General features: G+C 32.6%; 19 protein-coding genes. 10 read left to right on the top strand and 9 right to left on the bottom strand.

The window, feature by feature from the left end; translation table 11 throughout:
* The first annotated feature begins 40 nt into the window (after positions 1-40).
* Both ACFSR1_RS03050 and ACFSR1_RS03045 read left to right on the top strand, forming a co-directional pair.
* Positions 41-553 carry a PAS domain-containing protein gene (locus tag ACFSR1_RS03050; RefSeq protein WP_378289500.1) on the top strand — a complete coding sequence of 171 codons (513 nt, stop codon included), beginning with the start codon at positions 41-43 and terminating at the stop codon, positions 551-553.
* Between the two features lie 204 nt (positions 554-757).
* Positions 758-1,090, top strand: coding sequence for a hypothetical protein (locus ACFSR1_RS03045; protein ID WP_378289498.1), 333 nt, complete (start codon positions 758-760; stop codon positions 1,088-1,090).
* An 88-nt stretch (positions 1,091-1,178) separates the two neighbouring features.
* Here the strand turns inward: ACFSR1_RS03045 and ACFSR1_RS03040 are convergent, their stop codons facing one another.
* Together ACFSR1_RS03040 and ACFSR1_RS03035 are read right to left on the bottom strand one after the other, a co-directional pair.
* Complete coding sequence (locus ACFSR1_RS03040) at positions 1,179-2,786, bottom strand: class I SAM-dependent methyltransferase (RefSeq protein ID WP_378289496.1); 1,608 nt, start codon at positions 2,784-2,786, stop codon at positions 1,179-1,181.
* A gap of 81 nt (positions 2,787-2,867) precedes the next feature.
* A complete protein-coding gene (locus ACFSR1_RS03035) occupies positions 2,868-3,131 on the bottom strand; it encodes a DUF1456 family protein (RefSeq protein ID WP_378289494.1) in 264 nt (87 codons plus the stop codon).
* Positions 3,132-3,237: 106 nt separating this feature from the next.
* On the opposite strand from ACFSR1_RS03035, the gene ACFSR1_RS03030 reads away from it, so the two are divergent.
* From ACFSR1_RS03030 to ACFSR1_RS03015, 4 genes are all read left to right on the top strand, one after another.
* Entirely contained in the window at positions 3,238-3,639 is a 402-nt protein-coding gene (locus ACFSR1_RS03030) for a TerB family tellurite resistance protein (RefSeq protein ID WP_378289492.1), read from the top strand.
* A gap of 210 nt (positions 3,640-3,849) precedes the next feature.
* A complete protein-coding gene (locus ACFSR1_RS03025; protein WP_378289490.1) occupies positions 3,850-4,281 on the top strand; it encodes an Hsp20/alpha crystallin family protein in 432 nt (143 codons plus the stop codon).
* A 151-nt stretch (positions 4,282-4,432) separates the two neighbouring features.
* Positions 4,433-5,287, top strand: a complete 855-nt coding sequence (locus ACFSR1_RS03020; protein WP_378289488.1) for an SPFH domain-containing protein — start codon at positions 4,433-4,435, stop codon at positions 5,285-5,287.
* A gap of 3 nt (positions 5,288-5,290) precedes the next feature.
* On the top strand, positions 5,291-5,479 hold the full coding sequence (locus ACFSR1_RS03015) for an Arc family DNA binding domain-containing protein (RefSeq protein ID WP_378289486.1): 189 nt from the start codon (positions 5,291-5,293) through the stop codon (positions 5,477-5,479).
* Here the strand turns inward: ACFSR1_RS03015 and ACFSR1_RS03010 are convergent.
* A complete protein-coding gene (locus ACFSR1_RS03010; protein WP_378289484.1) occupies positions 5,474-5,944 on the bottom strand; it encodes a hypothetical protein in 471 nt (156 codons plus the stop codon). The genes ACFSR1_RS03015 and ACFSR1_RS03010 overlap by 6 nt on opposite strands.
* A gap of 299 nt (positions 5,945-6,243) precedes the next feature.
* On the opposite strand from ACFSR1_RS03010, the gene ACFSR1_RS03005 reads away from it, so the two are divergent.
* The 3 genes from ACFSR1_RS03005 (at position 6,244) to ACFSR1_RS02995 (ending at position 8,172) form a co-directional block, all read left to right on the top strand.
* Positions 6,244-6,759: a DUF1569 domain-containing protein gene (locus ACFSR1_RS03005; RefSeq protein WP_378289482.1), complete on the top strand. Its 516-nt coding sequence runs from the start codon at positions 6,244-6,246 to the stop codon at positions 6,757-6,759.
* 154 nt (positions 6,760-6,913) lie between these two features.
* Positions 6,914-7,723 (top strand): RNA polymerase sigma factor, encoded by an 810-nt coding sequence (locus tag ACFSR1_RS03000; RefSeq protein WP_378289480.1) that lies wholly within the window; start codon positions 6,914-6,916, stop codon positions 7,721-7,723.
* Between the two features lie 2 nt (positions 7,724-7,725).
* Complete coding sequence (locus ACFSR1_RS02995) at positions 7,726-8,172, top strand: hypothetical protein (protein WP_378289478.1); 447 nt, start codon at positions 7,726-7,728, stop codon at positions 8,170-8,172.
* Between the two features lie 68 nt (positions 8,173-8,240).
* On the opposite strand, the gene ACFSR1_RS02990 is transcribed toward ACFSR1_RS02995, so the two are convergent.
* Both ACFSR1_RS02990 and ACFSR1_RS02985 read right to left on the bottom strand, forming a co-directional pair.
* A complete protein-coding gene (locus tag ACFSR1_RS02990) occupies positions 8,241-8,843 on the bottom strand; it encodes a hypothetical protein (RefSeq protein ID WP_378289476.1) in 603 nt (200 codons plus the stop codon).
* Between the two features lie 29 nt (positions 8,844-8,872).
* Positions 8,873-10,540, bottom strand: a complete 1,668-nt coding sequence (locus ACFSR1_RS02985; RefSeq protein WP_378289474.1) for a formate--tetrahydrofolate ligase — start codon at positions 10,538-10,540, stop codon at positions 8,873-8,875.
* A gap of 435 nt (positions 10,541-10,975) precedes the next feature.
* Here ACFSR1_RS02985 and ACFSR1_RS02980 point away from each other — a divergent pair, with 435 nt between their 5' ends.
* Complete coding sequence (locus tag ACFSR1_RS02980) at positions 10,976-11,395, top strand: putative adhesin (RefSeq protein WP_378289472.1); 420 nt, start codon at positions 10,976-10,978, stop codon at positions 11,393-11,395.
* Between the two features lie 231 nt (positions 11,396-11,626).
* Here the strand turns inward: ACFSR1_RS02980 and ACFSR1_RS02975 are convergent, their stop codons facing one another.
* From ACFSR1_RS02975 to ACFSR1_RS02960, 4 genes are all read right to left on the bottom strand, one after another.
* Positions 11,627-12,037 (bottom strand): hypothetical protein, encoded by a 411-nt coding sequence (locus ACFSR1_RS02975; protein ID WP_378289470.1) that lies wholly within the window; start codon positions 12,035-12,037, stop codon positions 11,627-11,629.
* A 1-nt stretch (position 12,038) separates the two neighbouring features.
* Entirely contained in the window at positions 12,039-12,974 is a 936-nt protein-coding gene (locus ACFSR1_RS02970; protein ID WP_378289468.1) for a M28 family metallopeptidase, read from the bottom strand.
* Positions 12,975-13,119: 145 nt separating this feature from the next.
* The gene (locus ACFSR1_RS02965; RefSeq protein ID WP_378289466.1) at positions 13,120-13,557 is read right to left on the bottom strand and encodes a nuclear transport factor 2 family protein; all 438 of its coding nucleotides are present in this window, start codon (positions 13,555-13,557) and stop codon (positions 13,120-13,122) included.
* Positions 13,558-13,696: 139 nt separating this feature from the next.
* Entirely contained in the window at positions 13,697-14,257 is a 561-nt protein-coding gene (locus ACFSR1_RS02960; RefSeq protein ID WP_378289465.1) for an NUDIX hydrolase, read from the bottom strand.
* Positions 14,258-14,306 lie beyond the last annotated feature (49 nt).

Here is a 14,306-nt window from a genome sequence, read left to right as displayed (position 1 = left end):
CAGTTTTGGTTTTAATCTATAATTTTGTAAAAAACACGCTATGAAAGAGTTTGAGGGATACGATACAATGATGGCAGAATATTACAATACTTCGCAAGCCTTAGTATTGCCACTTTCTTCTTGGGAATTTTACGGAGAGCACAATTGGTCTTTAAATAATTTTAAAAATGATCTGGATTCTTTAAATAAGATATCTAAAAAATGGGATTTTGAAAATATTTATCATAACGAATTAGTGAATAAAAAAGCAGTTATCGTTGTAACTAATCCTGATCTTAAAATAGTCTATGCCACCCATAACATAGAAAAAATGAGTGGATATACTTCTAATGAAGTTATAGGAAACACTCCTAAAATGTTCCAAGGTGAAAAGACAGATCCCAAAGTATCAAAGGTTATTAGAGAGGCAATAGACAAAAACGAGCCGTTTGAAGTATCTATTGTAAATTATAAAAAAGACAGATCTACGTACTTGTGTCATATCAAAGGTTTCCCTGTTCGAGATAAACGAGGAAGGCTTGTTAATTATATAGCTTTTGAGCAGGCTGCATAGTTTTTTGTAATTAAAAATAATTTTATATTTCTTCGTACTTTATAGTTTTAATATCTCTTCTAACTATAATCGTCTCATAATCATTTTTGACCAAATGAACTACCATTTGTTAGTTTGTTAATCTGTTGTTAAACATATTTTGGTATTGTAACAAATAACGTGTTCTGTTCGTCTTGTATATATAAATCAATAAAAACGAATAGAATGAAAAAATTAAATGTTATGCTGTTAGCAGTAGCTTTTGCAATCAGCAGTATTGCAACTGCAAGTACAAAATCAACAGAGCCACAAACTAATTTCACAAAAGAGATTAAAGAGTTATTAAAAAAACCATCATTTAAAGTTGAAGACGAAATTGAAGCTAGCGTTACGTTTACCTTAAATAGCGAAGGTGAGATCGTAGTTCTTTCAGTTGATTCTGATAGCGATATGGTTAAAGGTTTTATTAAAAGAAGATTGAACTACCAAAAAATTGAAACAAAACTCGATACTGGAATTAAGTTTTACACCATGCCAGTGCGTGTAGTTGCTTCCTAGAGTATAGTTTTGTTACAAGAATAATCCCGGCTTCATCACCCGGGATTTTTTATTAGGCTTAATTTTATTCTAAAATCTGTTAGGTAAGTTAGGTTCCGGTAATGTAATGTATACTTACGGTAGCCAAATCAGAATCAGGAAATTTGGAGAAGTACGCAGGATCACTTTTTAGTCCTATTTCTTCTATAATTTTGAGGAAGGATTCAATTTCCAAAATATACTGATCAGAAAATCCGTGAGTAGCATCGTAGGCAGTTGCGGCTGTACTTCCGATATGCTTAGCAGCAATATCCGGTGAAATCGTATGTAACTCTATAACGATTAATCCAAATTTGGCAATATGTGGAGCCCATTTTTCAAAATGATCTTTTAGGTTGCGTTCTACATCATTATTGTCCAATAGTTTTCCTCTAAAAGCAAATGCTCCGGTAGAGACGCTTGGGGCATTTAGTTTTGACATTGGTTCATGCCAGATTCTATTATGATCAAGAAAAGTACGTACCGATAATAAGTCTTTTAATTCTATATTGTAGTTTTCTTTTAAATCTTTTTCCAAAAGATTGGGATCACTAATATCACCCCATATAACTTTGGCCCATATATCGGCCTGAATTAGATTAGCTCTGGTAACTTTAAGAGCAGCTTTGTTGTAATCCGCCCCAACCAAAAACAAAGGATGATCATCCAGATGCTTTCCTCTTAATGTTTTAGATTCTATAATTTCGAAAAGATGAATCAAAAAAGCGCCATTTCCACAACCCATGTCCAATATTCCTTTAGGTTGTTCGTCTAATGGTTTATTAAATAAACTAATAATAATCTCGTCAATCTTTTTAAAGTAAGTGGAATGAGCTCCTCCGCTTCCCCAAACATTCATTTCACGATCTACATGAGTCTCATCCGTGTTTTTCTCTGTATTCCATAAAACGTTTGGATCTCCAAATAGCAATTCATTCATTTGTCTGAACATAGGGATGTAAGATACTGTTACTCCGTATGCAGTTGCTCTTTTAGCAAAAAATAACCCCTTATCAGTAAATGAATAATTGTCTTTGTTTTTGCGAAACCATCCTAAATAACTTAAAAAAGTAAGAATTGTATCAAAACTATCCGGAAAACGATGATATTCATCTGCTCTAAAAGAAGCTTCCATAAAATATTTATGAAACATGCCACCCATTCCCAGATGCACAATAGTAGGTCCTACAAGAATACCTTCAATATGTTTAAGAATTTGATGCTGTATCCCATTGGTCAACAAATCTTCAGTAGTCGTTAAATCTAATCTATTCTGGTAAGCATTTAAAAGTTTTTCTAATTTTTGAAAGGGTTCTAATTCGAATTTTCGGGGATGAAATTTACCTGAGTATTCCAAAAGATCTACAACGCCTTCGTATAAGTAAAAATGATCAAATGCTATTTTTGTACGTTCGTTTACCGAAATAAAAATCGAATTTTGTTCAATTTTATAATCTAACCATCCTTGTGAAGATAACATCCGTAATCCGACATTAAGATACCCGTCATTTCCTTTAAACTCTTTTGTGATCTCTTCTATAGTAACAGTTTTGTGAAGCAAGAGGTGATCGGTAATTTTATTTTTGAATAAAGAATATGCCACTGGAGCAATAGCAATTCCATCTAAATGCCTGAATAGATCTTCTCGGAATATCTGTTTTTCCTGTTTTGTTAACATGGATACTTGATTGATGAGTTGTTAAGAGTTTTAATAGATTCTTCTCATCCAAATTAAGCAATTATTTTTTGAAGTAGATACTTAGGTTTTTTTATTTTCCGACGGGTTAGCTTTTTTCTCGGGCATGGGACCTCTGAGGTGAATAATAAGTCCATTCAGGAAATTACGTAAAATCTGATCACCGCATTCCATATATTTTGGGTGATTTTCATTTCTGAAAATAGCGCCAAGCTCACTTTTAGTGACTTTAAAATCTACCAAAGAGCAGATTTTTACAATATCGTCATCCCGCAATTTGTGAGCTACTCGTAATTTTTTAAAAATATCATTGTTAGTTAATCCCATACGGCAAAGGTACTTTTTTAAATGACTTCAGGAAAAAAATATCGTTTGTGTTCCGTAACAAATATGTTTATATGATATTTGTATGCTTAAAATTTAATAATTGTCGATGTATAGTAAGGAAGAGAAATTAAGTTTGTTATCAGAAATGATCGAATTTGCGAAGGCTGATAAGAAAATAAAAGATGAGGAATATAATTTTATTTTGGCAGTGGCTGCTCAACTTGGAGTAACAGAAGAAGAAATTGGTCATATCGTGCGTAACGAAGCAAAGAAGAGACATTTACAACCAGAGTCGCAGAGAATATTACAATTTCATAGATTGGTTCTTCTAATGAATGTGGATCAGGAAACTAATCCATCTGAGTTGCATAAAATCAGAGAAATGGGATTGCATATGGGGTTACGACCCGAAGCAATTGATACAGTGCTAAAAGAAATGCATAACTACCCTAACAAAGTAATTCCACCACAAGAACTGATTACGATTTTTACCAGATTCTACAACTAATCTTTACAGATTATTTATAATACTAAAGGCTCTTAAGTTTTACTTAAGGGCTTTTTTTTGAACTTTTGTCATTAAAACTAATATTATTAAGACAAAATGACATTACTCTAGACTGAAAAGATGACATAATGTCTTAAAAACTGTAATGGAATCTTAATTGCTATATACTCTTTGAAATTTGAATATAGAATAACTTAAAAATATAATACAATGAGTTTAATAAAAAGAACAGACAGATTACCATTAATTTTTGAAGACATTTTTAATACTGATTGGTTTGGTGGGATTGTAAATGAGAATAAAACTAGTTTCAATACCCCGGCTGTAAATGTAAAAGAAAACGACAATGACTTCGTTATCGAGCTTGCGGCACCTGGATTGGTTAAAGAAGATTTTAATATAGAATTAGATAATGATGTATTAATGATTTCTTCTGAAGTTAAAAACGAAACTACCGAAGAAAAAGATAATTACACCAGAAAAGAATTTAGTTACAGTACGTTTAAGCGTTCATTTACCTTACCGGATACTGTAAATAGTGTTGATATCCTAGCTTCTTATGATAACGGAATTTTATCCGTTACACTTCCAAAAAAAGAAGAAGCAAAAGTACAACCAAAACGATTAATAGAGATTTCATAAGTTGATTTGAAGTTTTGAGTTAGTTAGTTAATGTTACGAGAAGCACCCTTTCTATGAGGGTGCTTTTTTTGTTTGGAAGAATCATATTTGATGTTTAATTGCAGGGTTTTAATTTTTTTTTGTATTATTGTGATATCAAAATGATATTATTATGAAAAAAGAAAAAAGTTTAAAGGCGAGTAGTGGTTATGTAATGTTACTTATATTGCTATTGGTAATAGGAGGCACAATTTTTGGCTTATTAGTTAGCAAAAACCCTTTGTTTTTAATTTCTATACTTGTTATAATCTTAATTATCAAAGGTTTCTTAATAGTAAATCCAAATAGCTCGAAGGTAATGGTCCTTTTTGGAGCTTATAAAGGAACGATAAAGGAAAATGGATTTTTTTGGGCTAATCCTTTTTATACAAAACAAAGAATTTCATTAAGAGCCAGGAATTTTTATAGTGAGCGAGTAAAAGTGAATGATAAAATTGGTAATCCGATTTTGATCAATGTAATTTTAGTTTGGAAGGTAAGTGATACATATAAAGCAGCATTCGATGTGGATCATTATGAAGATTTTGTAAGAGTACAAACGGATGCAGCTGTTAGAAAATTGGCTGGTTCTTACCCTTATGATAACTTTGCTGAAGGCGAAATAGAAGTGACATTACTATCTGGTATGGATGAAGTAAATGAAGCATTAGAAAATGAAATTACCGAACGATTGATGATAGCCGGAATAGAGGTGATGGAGGCGAGAATAGGATATTTGGCTTACGCTCCGGAAATAGCCAGTTCGATGTTAAAGAGACAACAAGCTGTGGCGATAGTAGCTGCTCGTAAGAAGATAGTTGAAGGAGCTGTTGGGATGGTAGAGGATGCTTTAATTCAATTATCAGAAGATAAGATTATTGATTTTGATGAGGATAAGAAAGCATCTATGGTAAGTAACTTGATGGTGGTTTTATGTGGTGACAAAGAGGCTACCCCTGTGATTAATACAGGAACATTACATTCATAATTTATGAGTAAGAAAAAATCATTTGTTCTTAGAATATCCCCCGAAACTTTTAAGTTAATCGAAAAATGGGCAGATGATGAGTTTCGTAGTGTTAACGGACAGTTAGAATGGATGATTCATAAAAGCCTTAAAGATGCCAAACGCCTAAAATCTAAAAATAGAGATGATGATGCGGATAAAAATAATTTATAATTTGTTTCCGTAATAACAGTCTTCAGAAAGCGCTTTAGAATAACTAGTTTTAGTTTCTAAATCCATAATAAGATATGTCTCTTTTTTTAGTTTTATTTCTATTCTACTTTGTTTCCAATGCACTTTTATATCTTTCGGTTTAATATTTTTGATATAACTGTATTTATTTGCATAATTCGTAGTTAAAGGAGGGGCATTCCCATTTTTGGTTGCTTCTTTTGGACTAATTGTGATGGATTCAGGATCGACAACAGAACAAAGAAATCCATCAAAATCAATTCCTTGTTTGTCAGAATTCAATACATATACCCATATAGAATATTCGTCTTCTTCAATCATTAGGGTTCTTCCGGATATAGGGTCTGTAGAGGTGATGAAAATACCATCTATGGTACTTTCTGATCTTGTTTTTGGTGTACCTATGGCAAATACACTAGTAAATATCGATAATAAAATTAGTTTCATTTAGGACGTACTTTATAGTATTTAAAAATCAGTTTAAGCCCTAATAATGTGATAAGAATCTAGATCAGATGAAGGATACTATCTTAAATTATGATCTAGACGAAAAGTGTGAGGATACGAAAGTAAGAAATTAATATAAAAGCTACCCCAATTGTCGCTTTAAAATTTTGTGAGATTTTCCCTTCATTTTTTTGTTAAAAATACTTTTTGTTAATGGTAAGTATTTGGTAAAGAGCTTTTTTTAAGTTAAAATTTTTATTCAACACAATGAAAGGAGTGTTTTTAGCGTTAAGTGGTATTTGCAACTTGGCTTTCTGGGGGAGTATGGACAAGGAGATATTAATGATGCTAAGAAGGAGTATATGGATAGCCAATTATACGATATTGCATATTTGATTCAGTTTAGAGACAGGGTGAATACTAAAGTTTCTAAAGTGCCAATCGCTTGGCATCTTGATCATAGTCTAAAAGTTATTAATAGAATTCACGATGTACTTAAGAGTTCTGATCCAACCGTTTATGAAAAACGTTTTAACCTGGCTCGTCGCTTTTCCTTTGCGTTTGGATACATACCGAGAGGAAAAGGCAAGTCTCCCGGATCTGTATTGCCGCCAGACGATATACAAACCGAAGATATACTATCTCAATTAGAAATTGCCAGAGAAAATATTGCAGATTTTAAGAGTTTCGATGCTGATGTGAATTTTATCCATCCTGTTTTTGGTCAGTTAAATAAAAAGCAGGCCAAGCAGTTTCTAAAAATACATACGAAACATCACTTAAAAATAATACAGGATATTTTACGTAAGGAATGAAAGTGTAATTATTAAAAATATTGAAATAATAACATAAATCTAAGTATTTATTAAGCCTTTCTGCCTTTCATTAGAATTCTTGAAGTTTTATATATATTTTTTTAGTGTAAAATGTCACACTTTGTATCTTTCAATTGTCTAACCAATAGAAGATATGAATGAAAACCTAAAAGAGTTAGTAGAAAAAGCGAATTCAGGAGATAAAAAAGCGCTGGAACGAGTAATCATTGAGATTAAGGATTTAGTATATAACCTTTCTCTTAAGATGTTACTTTATCCTGAAGATGCAAAAGATGCGACACAAGAAATCCTAATAAGAATAATAACGCATCTAAGCACTTATAAGCATAAGAGCCAGTTTACAACTTGGGTCTACAGAGTCGCTACCAATTATTTACTAACTGAAAAAGGTAAAAAAGCTAAAGAATTTGCTATGCCTTTTGAAAATTACGAAGATTTAATCGATTTAGGTCAATCAGATGTGGTTAGATATTCTAAAAACGAAGGAGTGTTGTCTTTGTTAGAAGAGGAAGTAAAAGTTAGTTGTACCCAAGGATTGTTGCTTTGTCTTAATGAAGAGGATAGAATCGTCTACATTTTGTCCGAAATACTTGATTTCAATAGTATAGAGGGTTCTGAGATTATGGAAATTACTGCAGAAAATTTTAGAAAGAAATTGTCTAGATCCAGAACAAAAATTAGAAATTTTTTGAATAAAAAATGCGGTTTGGTAAATAGCAAAAACCCTTGTCGATGTAATCGAAAAATAGACTTTCTAATTGATCAACAAATAATAAATCCAAAAAATCTAAGATTTGCTCATTTTTCTTCCAATCGAAGTATAGATTTAGTTCAGCAAATTAGTGATTTAGAAAAATCTATAGCTATATACCGGTCAACTCCAGATTTTCCTGCTCCTGATATGGTGATGAAAACCATTAGACAAATCCTTAATATAAATTAGAAATGAAGATAAATGATTTCAGAATAAAGCAATTTGTTATTATAACACTACTAACAAGTATTTGGATTAATGTTTCCGAAGTATTTAGATATTTTGTTTTGGTTATGCCTCGTGTGCAATCATTTTTTGACCATAAAAGCGGTATTGCAGAAATGAATATAACTATCTTTTCTATTTGGGGATTCTGGGATATGTTGTTATCGGCGCTTTTGGTATTTTTATTTTGGCTTTATGCCAGAGAATTTGGTAACCGTTTTCAATCTGTTTTCGTTTCCGGTACGATCGTTTGGTTATGTGTATTTGTAATCTTTTGGGTGGCAACTGCCAATATGGGTTTGTCTAATTGGAGTATTCTTTTAATTACGCTTCCATTAAGTTGGTTAGAAATGGTGGTAGCTGCTTGGATTGCTTCTAAATTATATCAGACGAGACGTTGGATGCCACAATAGATTAAAATGGATTATAATACCTTATCTTATTCGATAATAAGTCCGTTTAAACGTTATTTTTCGAAAATCTAAGATACTGTTTTTTTACGTTTTTCTATTTCGATAGCTCTTTTGTAAAACTCTCGAAACTCTTCTTTGCTATATTTTGCACGCATTGCTGATAACACATCAAACAAGGATAAACTGCACCAATCCCATAACATAGTATCAAAGTTATATTTGTACATCTGTTTTCCAACTTCTTTTCTGATAGTATTAATTTCAATTTTGCTGAAACCATTTTCCAGAAGCCTGGCTGTAACCCGTTTGTTATTTTCTTCTGTAAATTCTGTATCAAGATAGGGTTCCAGAATCCAATCCCAGTTCCAACTATGAGGTATTAGCGGAATGTTGTTTTTTTCTGCGAATGTTTTCAATGCATCTTTTTTCTCTACTGAAACAAAAACAATATCATCCTTTATTTTAATTTTTAAAGCCCCAAAATCAACACAGATAGCATCAATTTCTATAGCTTTAATTAGCTTTTCCGGATGTGCAAAGGATGGCTCAAAAGGATAATTGGATATCAATATGGTGTTTTCATGAATTTCAGAGTCCCCAATTCCACAAAGTAAATTATTGGTATTAACTTTTGTACTGAAGGATTTGAATAGGTTTTTGAAAAAAATCACGATGTACAAGAATTTAGTTTTCTGAAGATTTAAAACAAACCTGTAATTTCTCCATCATCAGTGACATCTATTCCTTCGGATGCCGGATGTGCAGGTAATCCCGGCATTCTCATAATATCACCGGTAATCGGAATTAAGAAACCTGCTCCGGCAGCAATTTCAATCTCTCTTACCGTAAGAATAAAGTCTTTGGGTCTGCCTAACAATTTTGGATTATCAGATAATGATTTTTGTGTTTTTGCAATACAAACGGGTAAGTGATCTAAGCCTAAATTAGTAATTCTCTTTAAATGAGCTTTTGCTTTGGGCGTATAGTCAACATGTTTAGCACCATAAATTTCTGTTGCAATAGTTTCTATTTTATTCATCACGGGAGATTCCCATTGATATAACGGTTTGAAATCTGAGGTGTCTGATGCTACAACATCAATAACTTGTTTAGCTAGTTCTAGACCTCCTTCTCCACCTTTTGCCCAAACTTCCGCCAGAGCAACTCTCACACCTTTTGATGCTGCAAAATTTTTGATAATATCAATTTCTGCGTCACTATCCGATGTAAATTTATTGATGGATATAACCGGTTTTACATGAAACTTAGCAATGTTTTCCAGGTGTTTTTCTAGATTAGGTAATCCCTTTATTAAGGCTTCTGTGTCCGGAATGGTTAATGATTTTAAATCGGCACCACCGTGATATTTTAAGGCACGTATGGTAGCTGTAAGTACTACGACTTTTGGTTTTAATCCGGCACTCTGGCATTTGATATCAAAGAACTTCTCAGCACCCAGATCAAACCCAAAACCTGCCTCCGTAACTGTATATTCAGAATGTGACATACCCATTAGCGTAGCCAAGACGGTATTAGTCCCTTGTGCGATATTTGCAAAAGGTCCACCGTGAATGATAGCCGGATTACCCTCTATAGTTTGTACTAAGTTTGGTTTTATAGCGTCTTTAAGCAATGCAGTCATTGCTCCTTCAGCTTTTAGATTTTTGGCATAAATAGGTTTTTTATCATACGTATAGCCTATAAAGATATTCCCTAAACGTTTTTTGAGATCACTTAAATTCTCTGCTAAACAAAGAATTGCCATAATTTCTGAAGCAGCTGTGATGTCAAATCCGGTTTCTCTGGGCACACCAGACGTGGTTCCACCCAATCCTACAATGACACGGCGTAATGCACGATCATTTAGATCAACGACACGTTTCCAACTGATAGTTCTTGGGTCCAATAATAACGTATTGGTTTTGCTTTGGATATTATTATCAATAATGGCTGCCAGTAGATTATGTGCTTTTTCTATGGCGGCAAAATCACCTGTAAAGTGAAGATTGATATCTTCCATTGGTAATACTTGCGAATAACCGCCTCCTGTTGCACCACCTTTAATTCCAAAAACAGGACCCAAAGAAGGTTCCCTTAAAACTACCGTTGTTTTTTTACCTAACCTATTTAAACCTTCTGATAATCCGATTGACATGGTAGTTTTTCCTTCTCCTGCAGGTGTAGGAGAAATAGCAGAAACCAAAATCAGATTGCTTTTTTGAGAATTTTGTTTATTGATAGCGTGTAAAGGTAATTTGGCTTTGTATTTACCATACATTTCTATTTGATCCGGATCAATACCAAACTTTTCTGCGATGGAGGAAATAGGAGTGAGGGTAACTTTTTTGGCAATTTGCAAATCATTCATAAAGAGTTGATTTTGATGGTTGGAATGTCGAGAATAGTAGCGGTTTGAACCCAAGAATATAATATGATTTCTATCAAAACTATGTAGTTTTAGCTACCACTAAAAATAGTGATTATTTATATGCTATAGCTGCAATTTTTGATTTTGATTACCTCATTCATTCTGCTTTTATTGAAATATTCGAAAATATTGACTGAAACTGATATTGTAAAGAGGAGTAGTTATATCAGTAGGAAAATACAATTTGTATGTCATTATCTTCTTATTGAAAACACTTAGACTTAATTTTCCATTTTTTTTAAATCAATTTTAAGGTTTTAATTGAATTTATAATGAATCAATAATTTTGATACACTTTTATCTATTCGTTATGGATTATTTTATATATTTAGATAGTCTGTGAAGACACTTTGTGACCTTAAAACCTAGAAACAAATGGCTGATATTTATTTATGTGGACATGGTGAGTGGCCCACAACCGGAGAAGGGTATATATATTGTCAAGTACCCGCGAATACTACGTTTAGTGTGTATACACCTGTTGGTCGATTTTTGGATTTTAGTTATACACAACAATTATTAAGTCAAGGTCCTGCCTCCTTACCGGCTGATCAGGTGTTTTCTTCTTATTCGAACACACCGAATCTTAGGTTGCTTCCAGCGCCAGGGTATAGTGCTCTTTTTCATGCTTATGATGCAAATGTTGTTATGGTAGATGTTAATACTTCTTTAGAAGAACTTTTTAGAAGATACCAAGGGAATGATATACATTGGTGTGCTTGTAGAGGTCGTTTTAGAGGGTTGGATACTACCGAAGGTGGATTTAATGATGATTACATTATTCAAAATAACTAAAAGAATAGTCAGAAACATCCCTAAAGGTTTTCCTGTGACCTTATTGGAGCGTTAGCCAAGAATCTTAATCCGATTATTTTCTATGGATTGAACTAAGTTTAATTTTGGAAGTTCTTTCGGAAAGAAGATCATTGCTTCTATAACTTTTTGATTCCTTTCTGACTATTATTGTTTTTTGTTTTTAATTGATCAACTAGAGTTTTGCTTTTTTATTTTAGAACCTTAGTTTTATTAAGTTTCTTGATCAAAATTTTTAAGGAGCCAGTTACTTCTGTTCTTCTTGTTAAGAAGAAAAAATCCGAGTATTAAAAAAGTAATGCTTATTAGTGTCCCAAAAATTCCCAGGTTTTCTTGTAAATGATTTTCCATGAGTTCTTTTCCAAAATGATCTACTAGTCCTATAAACAATCTAATAACTGACCAGGTAATCATCAAAATTGCCCAAATCTTTAGAGCTATATTCAAAGGCTTTTTTCTTCTTCTCAGAAAATAAAAAATAAAGACTATGGTTACGGATAGTATTATGGGTATATAACTACCAAGAATCGCATATTGAATACCCTTAAATAAAAATAATAGTAAAGACACTACGAGAGTGATAGAATAAATAAGGATACGTTTCTGTTGTTTTGTGTTGTTCATATTAATTCTCAGTTACTAATTGCTGTATAACTTCAAAAATCAACTCAGTTGTGGACGCTATATATTCAATATCTATAGTTTCAAACGTATCATTTTCAGTATCTTTAAATGGAGTAGTATCACCATTTGCAAATTCTTCGGTGATACCAACAGCATTGAACCCTGCCTCTCTAAATGATTGATGGTCTGTAGAATTAACTTTGGTAATATAAATGGGAATATTTAGTTTATCGGCCTGTGTTTTATATAAAGTTTCGATCTCGGGTGTTGGTAGTTCTAATTCTATCGCTTTGTCTGCATCTTTATCCCATCCAATTTGATCAAAAGTATGAACAGAGTGCACATTGAAATTGTTTTTTATTAAATATTTGGCAAATGCTCTACTACCCACAAGGTCTTCTTCTTCCTGGTCGAAAAACACAATAATCACATTTTTATTTAGGGATTGTAGATCAGATAGTTTTTTAAGAACTCCATAAAGTACAGCAATCGCCGATGCATTATCATTGGCTCCGGGACAATTACGAGCAGTATCATAATGTGCTCCTAAAACTACATATTCATTAGAGCTTGTTTTAGAGGGTACTTTAGTAAATATATTTGTTCCTTTAAATGGACCAATCAATAGGTCAATGAATGCATTTGTATTCGGTTCCTGATAGTTGTGTGTAACAGGAGTTAAATTTAATTGTTTTATGATTTGAGAAAGATATGCTCTGGCTATTCGTTTTTCCTCAACAGTTGTTCTGCTATTTATGATATCCTGTGAGTTGTTTGTTTTTTCATTTCCGCTAAGCACAGATATTATTTTGGCTTGAGCTTCCTCGGTTTTTGCAGGTAATGGTTTTATCACAATATCTTTTTCAGTGATGGAGTTACAGCCCAAAATACATATTAGTAATAGTAGTAAACAGATGGATTTCTTGATTGGGATCATTACGGTATTTAATTTATACCAGTTGAAATATAGTAACATGTAATTCATCACTCCTAAAGATAATCAATGTCGGTGAATTTTTGAAGGTATTATAGAATTACAACAAATTATTTCTTTTTAAGAAATTGTTTGGTAAGATTACTTTTTAATTACGAAATAAATCTTTAGGTTGGATCACGTCAACTCTAATTACCTTTCCTTCTTCAAAGGTAAAAATCTCTACGATGTCTTGACCTGTTTTATCTGCTTTATCCAGCCAGACTTTGTCATGTAAAATTACTTTGTTATCTATTTCTACCAAATGCTGTATTTCTGAACGTACATTTGGATGATTCTCAAAATGTTGCGACCTGTTGTTCATTAGATTCTTTTTTCCGTCTACTTTCATATCGGATTCGACAAACACTCGTACATTATCCGCAAAACCTATTACATATTTCTCGGGGTCTTTTTCGTTTACGGCATCTATCATTTCTTTGATGATTTTACTTTGGTTTCCAGCTATTTCATACTTTTTTTCCACAGCGTTGCATCCAATTGCTAAGATGGATGCTAATACTATCATCAGGATTTTTTTTCTCATTTTGTATTTATTTAAGTATTGTGTGTTTAAACATCTGGTAATGAGTTTATAGAGTTTGGTTTGTAATTTGAAAGATACATTTTTGAAAATAAAAAGCGGTTTAGTTTAACACTTAAACCGCTTGATAATCTGGTTCCTCTTAGTTCTTTTTTTCTGATCTAAAAAGAGGATAAAAAGGTTCTACTAGTTTAGTTGGATGATGATCTCCAACGTGACTAACCATAAACGATCCGCCCCAAACAACATCCGGAAATTCTATAATTTGTTTTGTAATTTCTTTAATGGATGTTACAGAGTTTTTTTCGATTGCTTCAGGGATTGGCATCCATTTGGCTTCAGCAAGACCTTCTGGGATTTTGATTTCTCCACTAACATAGCGTGCAACAAAATAATCCCTTAACGTTGCATAGGGGTGGTAGTCATATTTATAAGAAAATTTACCTCTAAGTTCTAGATCAGCAATTTTAACACCATAGGCATTCGATAAACTATCAAGCGCTTCTTTTAGATATTGCCGTTTATTGTAAATCAAAGAAGGAGTCGCCCAGACATTTTCCTCACGGGACATCAGTATTTCGTTATTGTCATTTATGATGATAAGACGTTGTACGGTAAAGTTATGAGTAGGAGGTTGATGTGAGTTTTGATTACAGCCTAAGAAACTTAGAGCGACTAAAGAAAGGATCATTAATTTTCTCATTTTGAATTAAGGGTTTGATTAAAATTCAAATTTGAAAGATTTATCGTTT

Source organism: Aquimarina rubra, assembly GCF_042684305.1.
GTDB classification, from domain to species: Bacteria; Bacteroidota; Bacteroidia; order Flavobacteriales; family Flavobacteriaceae; genus Aquimarina; species Aquimarina rubra.
Note: the sequence above shows the minus strand (reverse complement) of the source record. Positions and strands in the feature narration are given on the sequence as shown.